Source organism: Thermoanaerobaculia bacterium (assembly GCA_018057705.1).
Lineage (GTDB): Bacteria > Acidobacteriota > Thermoanaerobaculia > Multivoradales > JAGPDF01 > JAGPDF01.
In genome coordinates, this window is record JAGPDF010000081.1 from 1 (window position 1) to 20526 (window position 20526).

General features: G+C 69.0%; 17 protein-coding genes. 12 read left to right on the forward strand and 5 right to left on the reverse strand.

Annotated elements, in window-relative coordinates; genetic code table 11:
* Nucleotides 1-143: 143 nt before the first annotated feature.
* Complete coding sequence (locus tag KBI44_18135) at nucleotides 144-1517, reverse strand: hypothetical protein (protein MBP9146404.1); 1374 nt, start codon at nucleotides 1515-1517, stop codon at nucleotides 144-146.
* A gap of 138 nt (nucleotides 1518-1655) precedes the next feature.
* Between KBI44_18135 and KBI44_18140 the strand changes: the two genes are divergently transcribed.
* The 6 genes from KBI44_18140 to KBI44_18165 all read left to right on the forward strand — a co-directional run bounded on the left by KBI44_18140 (nucleotide 1656) and on the right by KBI44_18165 (nucleotide 8887).
* Nucleotides 1656-1955, forward strand: coding sequence for a hypothetical protein (locus tag KBI44_18140; GenBank protein ID MBP9146405.1), 300 nt, complete (start codon nucleotides 1656-1658; stop codon nucleotides 1953-1955).
* Between the two features lie 3 nt (nucleotides 1956-1958).
* Entirely contained in the window at nucleotides 1959-2366 is a 408-nt protein-coding gene (locus tag KBI44_18145; GenBank protein MBP9146406.1) for a hypothetical protein, read from the forward strand.
* Nucleotides 2367-2401: 35 nt separating this feature from the next.
* Nucleotides 2402-4258: a glycosyltransferase gene (locus KBI44_18150; GenBank protein MBP9146407.1), complete on the forward strand. Its 1857-nt coding sequence runs from the start codon at nucleotides 2402-2404 to the stop codon at nucleotides 4256-4258.
* A 53-nt stretch (nucleotides 4259-4311) separates the two neighbouring features.
* Nucleotides 4312-5361 carry a class I SAM-dependent methyltransferase gene (locus KBI44_18155; protein MBP9146408.1) on the forward strand — a complete coding sequence of 350 codons (1050 nt, stop codon included), beginning with the start codon at nucleotides 4312-4314 and terminating at the stop codon, nucleotides 5359-5361.
* A gap of 91 nt (nucleotides 5362-5452) precedes the next feature.
* Complete coding sequence (locus KBI44_18160; GenBank protein ID MBP9146409.1) at nucleotides 5453-7129, forward strand: hypothetical protein; 1677 nt, start codon at nucleotides 5453-5455, stop codon at nucleotides 7127-7129.
* Nucleotides 7130-7297: 168 nt separating this feature from the next.
* Nucleotides 7298-8887: a VCBS repeat-containing protein gene (locus KBI44_18165; protein ID MBP9146410.1), complete on the forward strand. Its 1590-nt coding sequence runs from the start codon at nucleotides 7298-7300 to the stop codon at nucleotides 8885-8887.
* Between the two features lie 18 nt (nucleotides 8888-8905).
* On the opposite strand, the gene KBI44_18170 is transcribed toward KBI44_18165, so the two are convergent.
* Complete coding sequence (locus tag KBI44_18170) at nucleotides 8906-9748, reverse strand: hypothetical protein (protein MBP9146411.1); 843 nt, start codon at nucleotides 9746-9748, stop codon at nucleotides 8906-8908.
* Nucleotides 9745-11076 carry a hypothetical protein gene (locus tag KBI44_18175; protein MBP9146412.1) on the reverse strand — a complete coding sequence of 444 codons (1332 nt, stop codon included), beginning with the start codon at nucleotides 11074-11076 and terminating at the stop codon, nucleotides 9745-9747. The genes KBI44_18170 and KBI44_18175 overlap by 4 nt, the downstream gene beginning before the upstream one ends.
* 102 nt (nucleotides 11077-11178) lie before the next feature.
* Here KBI44_18175 and KBI44_18180 point away from each other — a divergent pair, with 102 nt between their 5' ends.
* The 6 genes from KBI44_18180 (at nucleotide 11179) to KBI44_18205 (ending at nucleotide 19501) form a co-directional block, all read left to right on the forward strand.
* Nucleotides 11179-12231, forward strand: coding sequence for a radical SAM protein (locus KBI44_18180; GenBank protein MBP9146413.1), 1053 nt, complete (start codon nucleotides 11179-11181; stop codon nucleotides 12229-12231).
* On the forward strand, nucleotides 12228-13637 hold the full coding sequence (locus KBI44_18185) for a radical SAM protein (GenBank protein ID MBP9146414.1): 1410 nt from the start codon (nucleotides 12228-12230) through the stop codon (nucleotides 13635-13637). Before KBI44_18180 ends, KBI44_18185 begins: the two co-directional genes overlap by 4 nt.
* Nucleotides 13638-13668: 31 nt before the next feature.
* Nucleotides 13669-15060, forward strand: coding sequence for a sulfatase (locus tag KBI44_18190; protein ID MBP9146415.1), 1392 nt, complete (start codon nucleotides 13669-13671; stop codon nucleotides 15058-15060).
* On the forward strand, nucleotides 15057-17831 hold the full coding sequence (locus KBI44_18195; GenBank protein MBP9146416.1) for a sulfatase: 2775 nt from the start codon (nucleotides 15057-15059) through the stop codon (nucleotides 17829-17831). The genes KBI44_18190 and KBI44_18195 overlap by 4 nt, the downstream gene beginning before the upstream one ends.
* A 33-nt stretch (nucleotides 17832-17864) precedes the next feature.
* Complete coding sequence (locus tag KBI44_18200; protein ID MBP9146417.1) at nucleotides 17865-18698, forward strand: class I SAM-dependent methyltransferase; 834 nt, start codon at nucleotides 17865-17867, stop codon at nucleotides 18696-18698.
* Nucleotides 18699-18823: 125 nt separating this feature from the next.
* Complete coding sequence (locus tag KBI44_18205; GenBank protein ID MBP9146418.1) at nucleotides 18824-19501, forward strand: hypothetical protein; 678 nt, start codon at nucleotides 18824-18826, stop codon at nucleotides 19499-19501.
* A gap of 113 nt (nucleotides 19502-19614) precedes the next feature.
* Here KBI44_18205 and KBI44_18210 read toward each other — a convergent pair whose 3' ends face one another.
* Both KBI44_18210 and KBI44_18215 read right to left on the reverse strand, forming a co-directional pair.
* Nucleotides 19615-20319 carry an FkbM family methyltransferase gene (locus tag KBI44_18210; protein ID MBP9146419.1) on the reverse strand — a complete coding sequence of 235 codons (705 nt, stop codon included), beginning with the start codon at nucleotides 20317-20319 and terminating at the stop codon, nucleotides 19615-19617.
* On the reverse strand, nucleotides 20312-20526 hold a 215-nt coding region (locus KBI44_18215), incomplete at its 5' end, for a hypothetical protein (protein ID MBP9146420.1). The genes KBI44_18210 and KBI44_18215, both read right to left, overlap by 8 nt.

Here is a 20526-nt window from a genome sequence, read left to right on the forward strand (position 1 = left end):
GACCCTGCACGGCCTGATCGCGAATCCGGTGGCGGCGAGCGCGCGCGCCGCGATCGGCGCCCGGATCGTCCGCGAGATCCACGATCCGGAGCGCATCGCCCGCCAGCTCGACGAGCTCGTCCGCCGGGCTCCCTGATCGACGGCTACTGCGGAGTCGCCACCGCGGCCGGAGAGTTCCTCGGCGCCGGTATCGTTGCTGCGATCCGGTCGGCGATCGCCTCCGCCAGACGCCGGTTTCCGGCGGGGTTCAGGTGGCAACACGAGTCTTCGTAGAGCGGCGCTTCGACGCCGGAGAAAAGTTGCGTCAGGTCGGCGAAGCGCACTCCGGTTGCCGCGAGGCGGCTTCCTGCAGCGCGCAGCTGTGGATAACCGCCGGCGATCGCGGCGGCATAAGGCGAATCCGGATCGATCGCGACCCGCCGTTCCAGAGTTCCGAGAGGCTTCGAGCCGGGGAGGTACTGGTTCGGTTGGAGGAAGTGGAAGTACTCGATACCGTTAGCCCGGCACAGGTTGGCGAGTTGTTGAGAGGAGCGCTCCCAGAGCGCTGCCAGCTCGGCGTACATCGCCTGGGCACTGGCGGGGCTCTCGGGGTTGCCGGAGCCGGGGGAGCCGCCCGCGTCCCGTGCCTGCCCGAGAGCCGAGAAGCTCAGGCGTTCGCCTTCTGCGGGGCCGACGAGGGCGGCATTCGCCGCCTCGACGTGGCCACGGAGCCAGCGGTCTCCCGCCGCCCAGATCATCGCGGAGATGGCCGTGCGGTCGAGTCCCGGTCCCGACAGGAGTCTCGCCCAGCGCTGCCGTCGTTCGAGCCAGAAGGACTGGGCGCCGAGCGCCCGGAGGCGATCGGGAGAGGCCTTCGCTTCGACGAGCCGGGGCCAGGCGCGAGGATAGGCCGGGTGGGCGCCGATGGGCCGACCCTCGAGCGGGTAGAGCGCGACCTCGTTGAATCCGTCGAGGTTGATCAGATAGTCGAACTCGCCGCCGAGGGCGAGAAGGTAAGTCAGGGTCGCGAGTTGCTGGGGTTGCTTGAAGCCGCCGAGCGCGAGGCGGACGAAAACGAGCTCGCGATCGGCGAAGGCGGGGACGGTAGCGAGGCGTTCGCGCAACCGCTCCGTCCCTTCGGATCCGAAGTAGTAGGCGACCGAACCTCCCGTGATGGCGATGATGCGGCGCTCTCGCGAGCGCCGCTGCAGCGACGGCTTGTCGTCGATGAAGCCAAGGTCGTTGATCGGGAGGTGGTGGCGCGCCATCCAGGTCGGGCCGACCTGCCGTGGCGTCTGGACGTAGCCGAGAAATGGATGAAGCGAGATGCCCCTGGTCAGCAGGCGCGCCGCGCCGGGGTCTGCCGGAGCGCCTTCGACCTGGCCCGAGGCGACGCCCTTCCTGTCAGAGCGAAGGCCCGCGAGGCCGCCCGTCCGCTCTCCGGTGAGCGCGAGCGCCAACCGCGCAGCAACTTCCGCAGCCGCTCCGACGGCAAGCAGAAAACAGGCCGCCAGGAACAGGTTTCGCCCGCGAGACACCGAAAAAGTATACCGGTCGCGCCACCCTCAGACTCGTCTCCAGGTCCCCTGCCTCCGGGTCGTCCAGCGCCGCCGGATCCGGTTCGGAGCGTCGAATCGCGGCCCCGGCCGGCCGCTCGCGATAGGATCCGGCTCTTCATGAACGATCTCGGGACCCTGGATCTCGCGCGGCGCGCGGGCGAGCTCGAAGGCGCGGCCTTCGAGGCGGCTCTCGCGGCACGCGAGCGTTTGGAGCGTTCGGATCGCCTCAGCCGGATCGCGCTCACCTCCGACGAGGCCGATCTGCCGGCGGCCGACGCGCGCTCCGGCTCGCGGCGCGACCTGCCGGAGCTCGAGTCGCAGCTCGCGGAGCTCGTGCGCTTTCGCGAGGCCGTGCTGCATTCGCGCAGCTGGAAGCTGATGCAGCGCCTGCTGCGCCTCGTCGGGCGGGGCTGGTAGGTCGTGGCCGAGCGCGACAGGAGGGCCGGGATCGATGCCGGCGTCGCAGGATTCTCCGACGCAGCCGATGCCGACGCTCTGCGGACGAACATCGCCCGTCTCGAAGGGCGGATCACGACGCTCGAACGGGCTCTCGAACGGCGCTCGCGCGAGCTCCGCCTGCTGCAGGCGACGCTCTCTCCCGGCGACCTCGTCCAGCTGGCGCGGATCGCGGACGGTCTCCCGCCGCTGCCGCAGATGGCTCACCAGCTGGAGTTCTGGACCGAGACGACGGTGATCCAGCCGGCGCACATCGAGGCGACGCTCGAGGATCTCTGGGCCTCACTCACGCCGTCGCCGGCGGCGCCGCCCGGCGAGCTGCGCGTCAAGGGCTCCCGCCCGCCCGGGCGCGCGAACGGACCGGCCGAGTGACCTGGAACCCGAACCCCGAAGAGGATCGCGTCGAGCTGCCTCCGGTCACCCTGGTCCTGCTGACCTGGAACCGTTGGGAGCTCACCCGGCGCTGTCTCGCGACGCTCCTCGCCAGCGATCTCGCGGGCGCCGAGCTGCTCGTGGTCGACAACGGCTCGACCGACGGCACCCCCGGGGAGCTCGCTGCCTACGCCGGGCTGCGCGTGCTCGCACTGCCGTCGAATCGCGGTTTTGTCCGTGGCAACAACGCCGGCATCGCCGCGGCGCCGGCCGGAAACGACATCGTGCTGCTCAACAACGATCTCGAGTTCCCGCGCCGCGACTGGCTGCAGCGGCTGCGCAGGGCGGCGCATTCCTCGCCGGAGGTCGGCATCGTCGGGTGCCGGCAGGTCCTCTCCGACGGCAGGCTCCTCCACGCCGGTACCTACATCCTGCCCGACACCATGTGGGGGCAGCAGATCGGCGCGCTCGAGCGCAACGTCGGTCAGTTCACGGGCCGCCGGAACGTCGAGGGCATCACCTTCGCGGTGGCCTACCTCAAACGCCCGGTGATCGACGCCATCGGCGGGCTCGCGGAAGACTACGAATCGTATTTCGAGGATACCGACTACTGCCTGCGCGCCCGTAAGGCCGGCTTCCGAACCCTCTATGCAGGCGACTCCGAAGTGGTCCACGATGAGCACGGCTCGACTGCCGGCAACGACGGCCGCAGGATGGCGCTCTTCGAGCGCAGCCGCGAGGTCTTCCGCGGCAAGTGGCAGCAGGACCTCGACGGACGCTACCGGCGCGACCTCGTCTGGCAGTCGATCCTCAACTTTCCGACCGGCTACGCGCGCAGCAGCCGCGCCTATCTGCACGAGCTCGATCACCACCTCGGGGTGCGCTGCGCCTATCGCTACGTCTACGGCAAGGGCTCGCCGTTCCAGGTGGAGGAGCCCGAGAACACCGGCGATTACTACCTCAACGTGGTGCGCGGCCGGGAGCTGCCGCGCGGGCATGCGACGTCGGGGGTCTCGGTCGTCTACGGCCAGGGCGACGTCTTTAGGCGCGCCACCGGCAAGGTGAAGGTCGGGTTCACGATGCTCGAAGTCGACGGCTTCCCGCGCGACTGGGTCGAGCAGGCGAACGAGATGGACGAGATCTGGGTGCCTTCGGAGTTCAATCGCCGGGGGTTCCTCGCCTCGGGCCTGAAGCGCCCGATTCACCTTATTCCGCTCGGCGTCGACACCGAGTATTTCCATCCCGGCGCGCGGCGCCTCGCGAGCCCGACCGGCGAGTTCGTCTTCCTGGCCAACTTCGAGTGGGGCGAGCGCAAGGATCCGTGGCTCCTGCTGCGCGCCTTCAACGACACCTTCCGGGCCGACGAGCCGGTGCGGCTGTTGTGCAAGATCAGCAACCGCGATCCTCTCCTCAAGCTGAAGAGTGAGATCCGCAACCTCGGGCTCCGGCCGCAGGGCGGCAAGATCTCCTATCTGCTGAATCTCGACTTCCCGCACGCCGAGCTGCCGATGCTCTACCGGTCGGCCGACTGCTTCCTCGCCGTGTCGCGGGGCGAAGGCTGGGACATGCCGCTGATGGAGGCGATGGCCTGCGGCCTGCCGACGATCGCCTCGGACTGGAGCTCGCACACCGAGTTCGTGCACGACGCGATCTCCTACCGCCTGGCGGTCGCGGCGACCGTGCCCGCGGTCGCGAAGTGCCCCTACTACGCCGGTTTCCGTTGGGCGCAAGCCGACGAAGAGCATCTCCGGACGCTCTTGCGCCACGTCTTCGAAAATCAGGACGAAGCGCGCGCCAAGGGCGCCGCCGCGGCGCGCGAGATGGCCGCCAAGTGGACCTGGCGCCACGCCGCCGAGAAGATCGCGGCCCGCCTCGAGGCGCTCGCACCGTGAACACCGAACCGATACATCGGCCTGCCCCCATGCGCACGCCCAAGGAGCCGTAGATGAGCCCGATCGGCCCCGGCCGTGGTCATTTCGAGACGATGGAGCTGCACGGCGACCTCTGGAGACTCTCCGGCTGGATCTGTCATCCGGATCTCGCGACGACCGCGGTGGCGCTTTCGATCGACGGGGTGGCTCTCTGCGAGCTCGTGCCCACGCTGCGCGAGGACGTGGCCAGAATCTTCGACTGGATTCCCCACGCCGGCGCTTCGGGCTTCGCCGTGGAGGTGCCGCGTCGGCAGGGGCGCCAGCAGGTGCTGGTCGAGGCCCGGCAGGGACAGCGGGTTCTCACCTCGATCCGGACCACGATCGCGTCCGAGTTCGAGCAGCTCCCGACGCCGCCGCCGGCGCTCATGCAGCGCGTGAACGGCTCTCCCGATCCGCGCTTCTTCGATGCCGACGGCGTGCGTTCCTACACCGAGTTCTTCGACGCCGTCGCTCGGCATCGCGACTGGCAGTCGATCCCACGGATGCTCGACTGGGGCTGCGGTTGCGGGCGCGTCACGCGCTGCTTCCTGCGCGCCCATCCTGCGCTCGAGGTGCACGGCTGCGACATCGATGGCGAGGCGATCGCCTGGTGTTCGGAGCACCTCTCCACGGGGAGCTTCCGGACGATCGATCCCCAGCCGCCCACCCCGTACCCGGATGCCCGCTTTCCACTGATCCTCGGCTATTCGGTCTTTTCGCACCTCGATCCCGATCGGCAGCGTCTCTGGCTCGCGGAGTTGAATCGCCTGCTGGCGCCGGGCGGGCTTCTGCTCGCCTCGGTGCACGGCCCCTTCGCGGCGCGCTTCGCCTTCCCGAAGCTCCAGCCGTCGCGCGGTTTCAGCTGGCGGCGGCGCCCGGGCACCTTCGACGTGCGGGCGAAGGGCTTCATCGACGCCGGCGAAGACGTCGCGCTGCAGGGAATCGCCCCGGCGGGCTACTACCGCGGCGTCTTCCAGTCGCCAGCCTGGACGCGCCGCGTCTGGTCCGACTATTTCCGCGTGCTCGAGATCCTCGAGGGCGGCATGCAGAACTACCAGGACCTGGTCATCCTCGAAAAGCGATGACCGGCGTACCCGACCTCGAGCTGGCGCCGGGTCACCTCGCCGTTGAGTCCGCCTGCGGACGCCGCCACCCGCCTGCCGCGATATTCGCGAGGTGAACGCCGAAGGCGCTCTCCTTTCTTCGTCAGGCAGACGATACCGGCACCTGCTGTTCGTCGCGATGGTCGGTGTTGGCGGCCTCTTCCTGTTGCACCGACAGGAGATCCTGAGCGGCTTCGAAGTCGTCATCGGCGAGCCGGGCGACGACCGCCTGAACAACTGGGTGCTCGAGCACGGCTATCGCTGGCTGCGCGGCGATCGCGCCCACGCGGACTACTGGTCGCCGCCGTTTTTCCATCCCGAACCGAACGTCGCTGCCTATACCGAGGTCCTGCTCGGGCTGCAGCCGGTCTACGCTGCCGCGCGACTTGCCGGGCTCGAACCGCAGAAGGCCTTCGCAGTGCTGGCGCTCGCGCTGTCGACGTTGAACTTCGCCGCCTTCTACCTGCTCGCGAAGCGGTTCGGGGGCTTCGGGATCGGCGCATCGACTGCGGGTGCCTTCTTGTTCGCCTTTTCCAGTCCGCGAGCGGTGGGACTCAACCACCTTCAGATGACGGCGGGCTTCTTCGGTGTGGCTGCCTTCGCGGCCCTCGTCGCCATCTTCGCAGAGCGCCGTGGTGGACGAGGATGGATCGCCCTGTTCTGGCTTTCCTGCCTGCTGCAGCTCTACGCCGGGGTCTATCACGCGTGGTTTCTCGGCTTCCTCGTCGCGCTCGCCGCCGCGATTGCGCTCACGCAAGAGCATGCACGCGAGCGGCTGCTCGCCGAGTTGCGGCGGGAACCGTTCGCCTGGGCCGGGGGCGCGCTGGTCGTCGCCGTCGCCGCCTGGCCGCTCGCCGCGCACTATCTGGCGGCGGCCAAACTGGTCGGCGCGCGGCCGCTCGCGGTCGTCTTGCAACTGCTGCCGCGACCCGAATCCTGGTTGAATCTCGGGCCGGGGAGCCTCCTCTACGGGTCTCTGACAGACCGGTTCTGGGGTCCGGCGCTCCCCTTCGAGTGGACGCACCGCCTGGGGCTGGGCTTTCTCACCTGGGCGCTGGTGTTTTGGGGGGCTGCCCTCGCTCTGCGGCGTCGGGAGGGGCCGTTGCGCCTCCTGGTCCTCGCCTTCGGGCTCGCGGTGCTTCTCGCGACGCGATGGCCCGGCGACGGGTCGCTCTGGCGCGGGGTCTACGAGCTCGTGCCCGGAGCGACCGCCATCCGCGCCGTCGGTCGCCTCGCTGTCGTCGGCTTGTTGCCGTTGGCACTCTGCCTCGCTCTCGCCTGGCGCCGCCTCGAAGAATCGCGGCGCTTTCGCGCCTGGCTCGTGCCGATCGCGGCGCTGGTCGTCCTCGAACAGGTGCAGACGCCCGAGACCTACCACCGGCAGCCGGTCCGCGAGACCACGATGGGGCTCGCGCAGCGGATTCCTCCGGATTGCAGCGCTTTTTTTTACTCCTCCAGCAATCCCGAAGAGCTCCCGCACCACGTTCATCTGGACGCGATGTGGGCCGCGATGGAGACGGGGGTTCCGACGATCAACGGCTATTCGGGAGGTGCCCCGCCGCAATGGCGCCTGAAGGAGGCCGTGGAGCAGGTGTCGAATGGCGGAGCGGACCTGCGCGAGGGCCTGCGCTGGTGGATCACGACGCGGAGGATCCCCGAGGCCGTCTGCTGGATTCGGTGGAACGGCGATCGCGATCATCCGGCGGCCGTCGAGCGCCTGCAGGGGCGCCCAATCGCGCCCGGGGCCTAGGCCGAATTCGGGCGAGAGGGAGGGAGAGATTCGCGGAGAGGACCTCGAGAGCGTCGTTGTCGACGGCGCCGTCCGCGAGATTTCGGGCGACCGGTCGCCGAGCTGGTAACCCGGTGCACCTTCCCTGGCACCGAACAGCGGTAAGCTGACCGGCTCAGGAGGACGCGCGTGGTCCAAGCGAAACACCTTCGACATCCACTTCATCCGACACTGCAGCGATTTGCCTCCGGAGCGCTGGTCGTCTTTGCCCTCTTGTGCGCTCCGACCCGGGCCCGGGCCGGCGTCTTTCCTACGCCTACGCCCGGCTTCCCCGTGGCGGTCGGCGCCGGGGCCAACTATCTGGGCCCGCCGGTCTTCGCCGACCTCGACGGCGACTTCGAGAACGAGATCATCTTCGGCGGCAACGACGGCAGGGTCTACGCCTATCGGGGGAACGGCCTCCTGCTCTGGCAGTACGACACCGGCGACACCGGGATCGGCGGCAAGCCTGCGGTGGCCGACATCGACGGCGACGGATTTCCCGAAGTGGTCGTGGGCGCCGGCTCGACGCTGCAGGTGGGGACCACCCCGGGGGTCACGGTGCTCAGCCACACGGGCGGATTCCAGTGCCATTTCGCCACCGGGGCGGGGGTCTTCTCGAGCCCGGCGCTCGCCGACCTCGACTTCGACGACGGGGGGCTGAAGGAGATCGTCTTCGGCTCCTGGGACTTCAAGGTCCGGGTGATCAACCACGACTGCTCGCTCAAGAATCAGGTGATGCTGTCCGACACACCGTGGTCGTCGCCGGCGATCGGTGACCTCGACCGCGACGGCATCCCCGAGATCGTCATCGGCGCGCCAGCGAATCCCGTCGCGGGCCCGGTGGGTGACGGCGGCCTGATCCATGCCTTCCGCAACAACCTCGCGAGCGAGATGCCGGGCTTTCCGTACTTCATCGACGAGACGGTCGACTCTTCGCCGGCGCTGGGGGACATCAACGGCGACGGCTGGCTGGACATCGTCGTCGGCGCCGGCTGGTGCTGGGACCGGCCGATCTGCGCGCCGGAGGGCGCGACGCATCTGGTCACCGAGGCGGTCTACGCCCTCGACCGGTTCGGCGCCCTGCTGCCCGGCTGGCCGGTCGTCCTGCCGGCCGATCGCTACGTCTTCGGTTCACCGGCACTCGCCGACTTCGACGGCGACTTCGACCTCGAAGTGGTGTTCAACACCCTGCAAAAGGTCGAGCCGCCGACGACCCCCGAGGGCTGGGTGTACGCGTTGGGCGGCAACGGCGCGATCCTCGCCGGCTGGCCCAAGCGACCGCAGACGCCGGCGACCTGCGACACCTCGAGCTTTTTCGGTACCTCGGCCTCGCCGGTCGTCGCCGATCTCGACGGCGTCGGGGGGCTCGAGATCGCCCTGCCTTCGGTCTGGGAGACCGTGGTCTGGAGTACTGCGGGCGTTCAGCTGACACGCACGGACGCCTGCCCCGATCCGCCCTCGCAATGGGCGCTGGTCACCGGCGGACCGGTGCAGTCGATCGGCATCGGCGACATCGACGGCGACGGCGCCGCCGAGCTCGTGGCGGCCGGCATCGACGCCAGTCCGCTCACCGGGCTGCTCTCCTCGTGGAGTTTCGGGGCCGCCGCCATCGGTGCGCGCCAGCCCTGGCCGCAGTTTCGGCGCAGCGCCGACAACCACGCCATTCTTCGATTCGAGCTCTTGCGCGACGGCTTCGAAAGCGGCGATTTCGCCGAATGGAGCAGCTCCTCGCCCTAGAGCCGACCCCTCGGGGGCTCAGCCGCGCTCGGCCACCAGGGTGAAGAGATGTTCCGACCCCGTCGGGCCGCTGTAGGTCCGCAAGGCCGTCGGACCCCAGGGGGCGAACTCCGGCCGGAAGAGCTGGCGGTGATAGGTCGTCTTCGCCCGGCCGAAGCCGACGGCCGAGAGCAGGTCCTCGATCGCCCCGGGCGAGAAACTCCACCAGGCACTCGGGTCGTGATTGCGGGTCGGATTGAAGGCCATGCCGTGCGACCGCGCCAGGGTCGCGGAGTGCGACGGCAGGCGGCGCACGAAGCCGTCCAGCCGGGTCGTCGTGCGGAAGGGGGGCATGAGGAGCTCGGTCACGATGATGCGCTCGCGGGTCACCCGGGCGGCGGCGGCGAGAGCCGAGTAGGGGTCGCGCAGGTGCAGGAGGATCGACCCGAAGGTCGTGACGTCGACCGGCGGGAGGTCGGCCGGAATCTCGTAGGCCGTGGCGTGGCGCAGGGTGAGCGCCGAACCGAAGGCGTGCCGCGCATGCCACCAGGCCCGGTTGAGTCCTTCGACCACCTCGCGATACCTGCCCTCGAACGACTCCCGGTCGAGGCCCGGGAAGGTCATGATGTCGCCGAGGCGATCGGGCGAGAGATCGAACGGCACGACGTCGGCGCCCCGGCCCTCCATGTGAAAGGAGAGAAAGCCATTGGCGGCGCCGACCTCGAGAACGCGCTTGCCCTTGAGATCGACGCCGCCCAGGTAGGCGTCGACGTTCGGTCGCAGATCCCAGGCGCCGTCGATCGTCGGCAGGCCCGGCAGGTCGATCGAATGGTAGAAGTAGCCGTCGGCGAGCGCCGCGAGCCGATCCGGGATTTCATTCATTGGGAGGGAATCCTATCCGAGGCGGTTCGTCGCCCGCCCGCGGCACCCTGGCGGCCAGGCGGCGCCGGCACCGCCTCCGGCGAGACTTGGATCCGCTCCCACGCCGGATACTCGTAGAGCAGCCGGCCCGAGATCACCCAGACGACGATCTTCTTGCCGGCGAGGCCGTTCTCGCGGCGGGCGAGTGCCTCGCGGGTGCCGTTGGCGCCGCCGGCGGTCACTGCGAGCAGGTCGATGGGCTGGCCCATGGCGCTCGCCAGGTGATCGACGAGGCCGGCGCGGTGGGCGTCGTGGTAGACCACCGAGCTGCTGTCGCCGAGCAGCAGGATCGGGCTCGTGCGTGCCACCGTCTCGACGCCGGCTCCGCTCGCTCCAAAGACCTTCGGTCGCTGGGAGTAGAGAGCCAGCGGGACGCAGGGCGGGCGCGGGGCTTTCAGCTTCCCCCAGAGATCGCCGCAGTCGTCGCGGGTCGAACGCTCGACGGTGAGCGCCAGGCCCGGGCCCCGGGGAGCTCCGCTGTGCACCAAGCGGGTCGCGATCTCGCGCGCCGCGACCTGTGCCGACCACGGGCTCCAGTGGGTGTCCTGAGCGGCGTAGAGCGGCTCGGGGCTGCGGCGGCGTTCGGCCCTGAAGGTCGGCCCGAGGTCGAGCACCTCGATTCCCCGGCGTTCGAGCTCGGCGAGCCAGAGACGCTGCTCGTGCCCGAGGTCGAGCGCGACCGGGTCGGCGTCGGCCAGCAGGTAGTCGGCGTAGATCTCGAACTTCGGCGGAATCCGGACGACGAGCAGCGGGAGCCCGCGTCGGCGGAGTTGGCCCGCGAAATCTCCCACGGCGAGGAGCGCGTCCGTCCGCTCGGCGTCGAGGGGAGTGTCGGGCGGCTTCCCGGACGACTCGTTGGGCACCGGCCAGGGGCCGAGACCGGCGGCGCCCTGGATCTCCGAGCGCAGGAAGAGCCAACCGTCCCGGCCGGCGAAGACCCCCTTGGTCGCCTTCGGGGCCAGAAGCTCCCGGACCTGCTGCCGAAACCGCTCGACCGCCGCTGCGGAATCCGCGGAAACGGCGGCCGCCGCCCCGCTGGCGCCCGCCAGCAAGGCTCCCAGTCCGAGCCCGGCGAGAAGCCCGCGCCCACCCCGCAACGCCCTTCGAATGAACCGTTTGCGTACCGTGGCCAGCGCGGTGCCGGCCGCTTCGCCGGGCGAGATCGCCGCGGAGCCGAGCGAGCTGCTGCCGACTGCGGCGCCGACTGCGGTGCCAGCCGCCCCGGGAGCCGCGCCGCTGGCCCGCAGGCGGCGCGGCGACGGGAGCGCGGCTTTCGGGCGACCGGGCATTCCGGTATCCTACCGCCCCGAGTTGGCGCTCCCTCGAGGCTGCGGCCGCGGCTTTCGTTTGCGGCCGGTCCCTCGCTGCGCCGGCCCGCCGAGAGACCTCCATTGTCCGAAGCCTTCGACCCCATCGTCACCCCGCCCGCGATGCTCTATCTGTCGCTGCCGGTGAGCGACATCTGCAACTACCGCTGCCGGCACTGCCATATCTGGATGCACGAGCAGGGCCCCGACGCCCTCTCCCGCGAGCGCCGGATCGAGCTCGTGCAGGAGTTCGCGCGCCTGAACCCGCAGGGGACGGTGGTCCTCCCGGGCGGCGAGGTGACGCTCGACATGGCGGAGCTCCTGGCGGTCGCCGGGGCCTGCCGCGACGCCGGGCTGCCGTGCGTCATCATGACCAACGGCTCGCGGATCGACACTCCCGAGGCGGCGCAGGCCCTCGTGACCTCCGGCGTCACCTTCTGCGCGGTGTCGCTCGACAGTCACCTGGCAGAGTGGCACAACTTCACCCGCGGCCTGCCGGTGGCCTACGACGAGGCGACGCGCGCCATTCGCCTGCTCGCCGAGGCGCGCGACCGGTGGGCTCCGGAGAGCTTCCGCCTCTGCGTGACCGGCGTGCTGTTCAAGGAGAACCTGCCTCTCTTTCCCGACTTCGTCGAGTTCTGCCGTGCGCAGGGCGCGCAGCACGTCGACCTGCAGGTGCTGGCGCGGACCTTCGCCAACGCCCACGCGAGCCGCGACGCCTTCTTCGAGAAGCACTTCTGGCACACGCCGGAAGAGAAAGCGCAGGCCCGCGAGCTCTTCACCCGCTTCTTGACCGAGCTCGATCCGGCGGGCAGCTTTCTGGTCAAACGCCCGGCCGACCTCGACTGGATCCTGCGCTACGTCGACGACCCCGACTTCACGACCGAAGAGCCGATCTGCGGCTCGCACCACACCAACCTGATCGTCGACGCGCGCGGCGACGGCGCCCTCTGCTTCAACACCCAGCGCATCCTCGACGATCCGTTCGTCGGCAACGCCCGGAGCAGCTCCCTCGCGGAGCTCTGGAGCGGCCGCAAGGCCGCCGCCGATCGCGCCGTGATGGATGTCTGCACGCTGAACTGCGGAGCCCTCAACTGCCACCGCCGGAAGCCCTCGGCCGAGGTCGCGGTCGCATGACGACACCGCAAATACCTCCGGTGGGCACCCTGACGGCGCTCGACGCCGAAGCGATCGTGCGTGAGCTCCTCGAGCGCGCTCCCGGCGAGACGTCGAAGGGCGCCTTTCTCGCCTTCGCCGACGAAGCCCAGCGGGAGGTCGCTCGGCGTCTCGGCGAGGCCTACGGCTCCGATCTGTTCGGCCGGTTGATGGCGCTCAAGATCGTCAACCTCGCGGTTGCGCGCTATCACTTCGGCCATCGCCACACGGCCCTCGCGTCGCGTCCGGTGCAGCTCATGCTCGACCCGGCGAACAACTGCCATCTCTCCTGCCCGGGCTGCGTGCACACGGCGAACAAGGACCTCTCGGCGCGCTACGACTGGCCGGGCGGCCTGCTCTCCCCGGCGACGTACGATCCGTTTCTCCGCGAGCTCGGGCCGACGGCCTTCGGAGCGGTGTTCTACAACTACGGCGAGCCGATGCTCAACAAGCGCACGCCGGCGATGATCCGCGCCGCCAAGGACTATCTGCTGCACACCTGCATGTCGACCAACTTCTCGTTGCCGGTCGACGTCGAGGCGCTGGTCGGATGCGGGCTGAACTTCCTCTTTCTGTCGATCGACGGCGCCTCGCAGGAGATCTACGCCCGCTTTCGGCGCGGCGGCGACCTCTCCCTGGTGCTCGACAACACCCGGAGGCTCCTCGCGGCCCGTGAGCGCAGCGGGTCGAACGTGCCCTACGTTCTCTGGCGCTTCCTCACCTTCGAGCACAACCTGCACGAGGTCGACGAGGCGATCCGCGTCGCTGCCGACGTCGGCGTGGACCAGATCTCGATCACCACGCCGTTCGCCGTCGACTGGGACGACCCCGAGATCCGCATCGCACGCTCGGAGCGCGAGGGGATTCACCTCCTGCGGCCGGGGGCGACCTTCAAGGGTCCGCTCGACGACTGGCGCCAGGTCGCCCTGCCCGCCGCCGAGATCGAACGCGAGTTCGCGCGGACCTGGGCGGAGCGCGTGCAGAGCGGGCCGCTCGAGGAGCCGAGCCGGAGCCGTTCCGCGACCTGCGCCTGGCTCTACCAGAGCCTCACGATCGACGCGCGCAACCGGGTGATGCCCTGCTGCATGACGCCCGAGCAGGGGTCGAACCGCGTCTACGGCACCTATCCGGATTTGCAGGGGCAGACTTTCAACCAGTCCGACTACCGACTCTCCCGGCTGGCCTTCGCCGATCGCGAGGCCTACGGCCGGGAGAAGGGTTCGACTCCGGCCGAAGAGGCACCCTATTGTGCAGTCTGCACCGCGAACCCCGAGCTCACCTACACGCTCGAGCGCGACGTCGTCCGCGACCTCGGGTTGCTGGACCCCCGCCGGCTCGTCTCGGAGGCGAGCGTTCGCGACTTGACCGACTGGCCGCGCTCCCGGTGATCCCTGGTTCGCTTGGCGCGCGAGCCCGCTCATGAGGGGGCGGCTCCTGCTGGGCATCCTCGTCCTCACGGTGCTCCCGGCCTGTCGCGGGGGCGCTCCCGAGGCGGCGCGCGCCCGCTCCGTCATCGTCGTCGACATCGATACCCTGCGCGCCGATCATCTGGGCACCTACGGCTACGAGCGCGCGACCTCACCGAATCTCGACGCCTTCGCCCGGCGCGGCGTGCGCTTCGAGTGGGCGTTCAGCCAGGCGCCCTATACCCTGCCGTCGCAGACTTCGATTCTCACCTCGCTCTATCCGAGCCGGCACCTGGTCCTGCACGATGGCGACCGTCTCGCGCCCGAGCGGGTGACGCTCGCCGAGCGCTTCGCGGCGGCGGGCTTCACGACCGGGGCGTTCGTCGACGGCGGCTATCTCAAGGCGCATTTCGGCCTCGACCAGGGGTTCGCGACCTACTTCGACCTGAACGGCGGTGGCGTGAGAGAGGGCGAGCCTCGCATCCGCGAGTGGCTGGAGCGCCACCGCACCGAGCGCTTCTTCCTCTTCCTGCACACCTATGACGTGCACACGCCGTACGCGCCGCCGGAGCCTTTCCACGGTCGTTTCGCGCAGCTCGTCGCGCCGCCCTCGCCCGGCTTTGCGCCGACCAGCGAGGCGCTCGAGGCGGTGCGCCTGTCGCAGTACGGGCCGGCGCCGGTGCGCCTGCCGGAGAACGATCTGGCCTACGCCGAGGCGCTCTACGACGGCGAGATCGCCTATGTGGACGAGTGGTTCGGGCGTCTGATGGCGGCGCTCGCGGAGCTCGGCCTCGCCGACTCGACGGTCGTCGCGGTGGTCTCCGACCACGGCGAGGAGTTCGGCGAACACGGCTCGCTCCTGCACGAGAAGCTCTACACGTCGGTGACGCGCGTGCCGCTGCTGCTCGCCGGCCCCGGGCTCGAGCGCGGCGCGAGCGTTGCGGCGGTCGTCGAAACGATCGATCTCGCGCCCACGCTCCTCGAACTGGCGGGCGTAGCTGTTCCCGCGACCCCGGACGCGGCCTCGCCTTCCGAAGCCGCGATGGAAGGGCGCTCGCTCCTCGCAGAGATCTCGGGGGCGGCCCCGGACGGAGCCGGCGCTGGGACGGAGTCGACGGCGGTGCTCGAGTCCCCGTTCTTCGGCGTGCAGCGCTCCTGGGTGGACGGGACCCATCACCTGATCGTCTCGCTGGCGAGCGGCCGTGCCGAGCTCTATCGCTACCGCGAGGACCGCGATGAGCAGCACGATCTGGCAGTCGGGGCGCCGGAGGAACTGCGCCCCCTCCTCGCGAAGCTGCGGCGGTGGAGTCGCGACCGTCCTGCCGCGACGCTGCTGGAGCGTGAGAAGGTTCAACTTCCACCCGAAGTCGAGGCGTCCCTGCGCGCCCTAGGATACCTGCAATGAAGATACCCGAAATCCCCGATCTTCAGGTTGGCGCGTCGTTGCCGCGCCTGATGCTCGCACTCCTGCTCGCAGCGCTCACCCTGGCTGCGGCTGCCTGCCGTTCCACGCCGGCGGAACCGGCCGGAGGTCTGCGCTGGATCGAAGGAGCCCCGGCCGACGAACTCATGGTCGCCCAGCTCTCCGACGTCGAGTGCCTCGTCGGCTCGACCTTCGAGGGTCGGCGTCCGGGGGACGGCCTCACACTTGCCGACGCTTTTCCGCTCGAGAACGAGAGCGGCCAGGGCCTGACGGTGCGTGGCGGAGAGCTCGCTCCACGCCTGGTCATCGACCGCACCTTCGGCCCGGGAGAGATCGATGCCGTGCGTCTGGCTGTCGCAGGGGTCCGCAGGGGCAATGTGCGTGTGCGCTGGACGGTTCCGGGATCGCCCGCCCCGGCGGGCAACTTCGAGCTCCCCAAGTCGCTCGGCGCTGGCACGATCCGCAACCAGTTCTTCTTCGATCTCTCGGGAAGGCTCCCGCCTGGTGAACCGGTCCGCCTCGAGATCGAGCCCACGACGGTGGCCGGGGAGTTGGTGACACTCACCGACCTTTGTATCGGCCGTGCGCGGCTCGACTCCGAGCGCCTCGCTGTCGCTGCCCGCGTTGCCTGGAAGGCCACGCTCGCCGACGAAGCGCGCGACGTCCTGGTGCAGCCGGCAGCCGGTCAGATCGAGAAGAGCCTGGTCCTGCCGAGCTCGGCCCGGCTCACCACCGGCTTCGGCCGTCTCGCCGGACGCTCCACGGCAGTTCGGTTGCGCGCGACAGTGGCTGGTATCGGCGAGGACCCGCGGATTCTCTTCGAACGAGTCGTCGGTGCTGCGGAGCTTGCCGGAGGGTGGGTCGATCTCGCGATCGATCTTGCGGCGGCGGGGAGCGGGCTGCGCCAGGTCGCACTTTCGGCGACCCCCGATCCCCCGGGCGACGCGGCATTCGTAGGTGTCTGGAGCTCGCCGCGGATATCCTCGCCCGAGTTTCGCTCGGGGCGCCCGAACATCGTGCTCATCTCGCTCGATACCCTGCGCGCCGACCACCTTTCGCTCTACGGTTACGCGCGACCGACGACGCCCCGTCTGGACAGTTGGGCGCGCGAGCGCAACGCTACCGTCTTTCGCCAGGTCGTAGCGCCCTCTGGTTGGACGCTGCCGTCCCACTTCTCCCTGTTCACGGGCATCGAGGCTTTTCGTCACCCGGGGAACTACAACAACCTGACGATCGACGCGTCGGCCTTCGACTTCCTCGCGGAGCGCCTTCTCGCCGCCGGCTACAGGACGCAGGCCTTCACAGGCGGCGGCTTCGTGCATCCGATCTACGGCCTGGCGAAGGGTTTCGAGAGCTTCGCATACTGGGCGTCGAAAGAGACGCGAACAGAAGAGCTCGAATCGAATCTCGAACGCGCGGACAAGTGGCTGGACAGCCTGGAATTCTCGGACGGGCGGAGTCCGGGCAGCGCCGGCGGCACTGGCGATCCGTTCCTCCTCTTCCTTCACACCTATGAGATTCACACACCCAATCCCGCGCGTCAGCCTTATTTCGGCCAGATGAGCCGTCTGCGGGACGATCTCGTCGTCGACATCGTGCCCGACACCGACCTGGTCCGCAAGGGCTTTCTGGGCAATGGGCACTCCGTAACGCGCGCGGCGGACGGCAAGCCGGCCGTGCCGCTCGCGCCGGAGCTGGCGAATCTGCCGATCGATCTCTACGACAGCGCCATTGCCTACGTAGACGATCACCTCTCGCCGTTCCTGCGTCGGCTCTCCGAACCGCCCTTCGTGCGTGACACGATCGTGGTGATCTTCTCGGATCATGGTGAGTCGCTGGGCGAGGGTGGGAGGGCCGGACATGCCAATCTCGCGCTCAACAATCTACTCGTACCTCTGGTCGTCGTTCTTCCTGGAGCGCGGCAGGGTCGCGACGTCGCCTCCCAGGTGCGGCTGTTCGATCTCTTTCCAACGTTGCTCGAGCTCGCGGGCGCGGAGGTGCCGGCGGGGATCGACGCGCAGTCTCTCCAGCCTCTGCTCGCCGGAGAAGATGAGCCGGCCGGCCGGCCGGCGTGGGCCTATTCCGGACTGACGAACCATGGTCTCTCGCTCGTGTCTCCGGGAGGGCTCAAGCTCGACTGGAGGAACAGTGTCTGGAGACCGATCGCCGGTGATCTCCTGTGGTTCCGGCACGCGGGCTTCGAGGAAATCGCGCTGGCGGAGGCCCCGACGCCCGCCGAAGCGGAGCGCATGGTGCGCCAGTTACAGCAGCCTTACGCCCGCGATGCCAGCGGCCTGCGCTTCAAGCTCGAGAACCGCTCGGAGCGCCCCGCCAAGGTCGCGATCCTTTCCGACCTGATCGATCCGACGAGTGTGAAGAGCCCGGTCGTGGGCGGTGCGAGCTTGGACTGGCAGGACATCGGATATTTGTCTACGCAGATCCCGACGCATGGGCGGCTGGAACTCCAGTTCGAACGCACCCAACGGCGCGAGATCGAGCTCACCGTCGAGGTGTCGCCCGAAGCCTGTCCGGAGCGCAAGGCTTTCACGGCCATCGCGGCGACAGTCGACCAGTTGCGCGGGGGGCAGCGGCGGCAGCTGGAGTTGCCAGCCTGTCCGGGGGCCGTTGCCGGAGCGGTGGGCGGCGCCCTGGAGCTGAATCTCGTTTGGCAGGGCGCGCTCCCTGCCGCGAAAGGCGAGCGCTCGGATGAGAAGTTGCGTGAGGATCTCCGGGCGCTGGGCTATCTTCATTGATCTGCGGAGACCGGCAGGGGGAGAGCGAGCGCCATGGGAACTGTTGAGGAGAACCGCCACCACTGGGAGACGTACGACTGGTCCGGTGGCGGCGAGGAATGGTCAGAAGTCTGGGGCGGTAGCGTCTCGCAGTGGAAGGGAGCGATCCTGCCGCGGATTCGACCCTACCTTCCTGGCGGTACCGTCCTCGAGATCGCCTGTGGCGCCGGGCGGTGGTCGGTGCAACTGCGTCGATACGCCCGGCGTCTCATTCTGGTCGACCTCTCCGCGACGGCCATTGCGGCGTGCCGGGCGAAATTCGCCGGTGACGCGGAGGTGAGGTGCTTCCAGAACGACGGGCGGAACCTGTCGATGGTCCGCGATGGCTCGGTTGACTTCGCCTTCAGTTTCGACTCGCTCGTGCACTGCGAGTTGCCGGAGCTCACTGTCTATCTGCGGGAGCTGGCCGCGAAACTGTCCGTCGACGGCGTCGGGTTCATCCATCACTCGAACTTCGCCGCCGTCTTGGCGGCGGTTCCGGGCTCCAAGAACCTGCATTGGCGTGCCGAGTCGGTTTCGGCGGAAGCGTTCGTGGCGGCCTGTGACGCCGAGGGGCTGGTCTGCATCGCGCAGGAGATCGTGGATTGGGGGGGGGTCGACCGCTGCGACTGTTTTTCGGTCTTCACCCGGCCAGGTTCGAGGCGCGCGCGAGGCCTCGTCCGGGCCGAGAATCCGCATTTCATGGCCGAGGCCCTCAGTCTAAAGCTCCGTGGATCGCTCCTTCCGGCAGAGCCTCCATCCGGAGAGTATCGGGCGGGAGCGGAAAGCCGGTTGCGCCGCGTCGCCCGCAGTCTCCGTTCCCGGTTCGGGGGCGGTGAAGATGATTGACGGGACGGTGGGAACAGGGAGGCCGTTTACGACTCCCCCCTACTAGGTAGCCGGATGGAATGAGCCAAAAAAGCGTAATCGTGGCGTAGTTCGCGTCACCGACTGAATCTGAAAGGGAGAAAACGATGAAGAAGCTCAGCTTGGTAGTCATGGTCCTGGCGGTTGGCCTTTTGGTCGCCGCCGCTCCGGCTTCGGCCGTCAACTCGCTGGTGGTGAACGCGGGCGCCGCGCTCAACGCCACCAACTTCGGCTTGGCGGTCACCGTCGGACCGAACGCGGGCGACAACAATGCGGTCTATGTCCAGAGCAGCCATCCGACGGACGAGACCCACATGGAAATCCGTTTCCGTCTTCGCAACCAGTCCCTGGATGCCCCGTTGAGCGGTGCCGGTCGGAACTTCCGCTTCCTTAACATGGGCGACGACGCATCTGCCGGCACCCCCCACAAGATCCTTTTCCTGCAGCGACAGGCGACCACTGGCAACTGGCGCTTCGCGGCCTGGACCTACACCAACAGCAGCGTCTATGAGTTCGTTGGCGGGTTCTTCTTCAGCGGTTACCACAGCGCTGGCGACTTCCAGGTTCGTTGCGAGTGGACGAAGGCGACCGGTCCGAGCAACGGGATCTTCCGCTGCGAGCGCACCGACAATCCGGGCACGTTCTTCCTCCAGCGCACGGACATCAACGACAGCAATTTCCAGACCGATTTCGTCCAGGCCGGCTTCTTCGACTTCGATAGCTTCGGCGCTGGGACGAGCGGCGGTGGCAAGCTGGACTTCGACGAGTACGAGTCGTACCGCTAAGCAGCTGAACGATCGCGTCGGCCGGGGTGAACCCCCAGCCGACGGTTGCACCGGGGGCCGGTTCCGTGAGGAGCCGGCCCTTTGGCTATTTGGGCCGCCGGTCGGCGGGCGAACTACCAGAGGTCGTGCTGGCGGAGGAAGCCGTTGCGGCGCGCGAAGGCGATGTCGAGCTGCCCCAGGGCGCCGTCGATCGGGCGCCGGATCTGGCCGGCGATGTCGTAGATCTCGTACCCGCGCTCGGCCATGAACTCGATCACCTCGCGCAACAGCGGGATGTCGTCGAGAAAGGCGTAGAGGGATGTCTCGAGGACGAAGACTTCGGTTTTGCCGAAGATCGACGGGCAGCCGCGCAAGACCTCGAGCTCGAAGCCCTGCACGTCCAGCTTGACCAGGTCGGGCGCCCGGCCGCCGGACTCGGCGAGCAGATCGTCGAGGCGGCGCACCGGTGCCGGGCGCTGTTCCCCGCGCGCTTCGCGCGCCGGGTCGTGGCGCGGCAGGAAGGAGGAACCCTGGAGGTCCTCCCAGATCGTCTGCAGGCGGGTCTCCTCGCGGGCCCCGGCGGCGGTCGCGACCCAGCGCAACCCTGGAAGCCGGGCGCAAAGCTCGTCGAGCGCCCCGGCGAGCTCCGGTTGCGGCTCGATCAGCAGGACCTCCACCTCGGGGAAGATGCCCTTCAGCATCTCGGTCCAGTGCCCGCGATGGGCGCCGACGTCGACGGCGAATCCCGGAACGAAGCCGCGCTCCTGCAGGAACGCCAGAAACGTCCGCATGTCGGCGAACGGTCGATCCATCACGGCGGGGGAGGCGAAGTCAGCCATCGGAGTCCGGTGACTCTATCCGCTTCACCCGCGCGTTGCCCCGGGCGTGGAACTCTTCGAAGAGCGCCCGGTTCGGCATATCGGGGCCGAGCGGGAAGCCGGCCCAGTGGGCGAAGAACATCTGCCAGCCTTCGTCCCAGCGTCCCGAGTCGCGCAGACGGTAGGCGGTGCCATCGAACTCGATCCGACCCACCGCCGGCCAGCAGG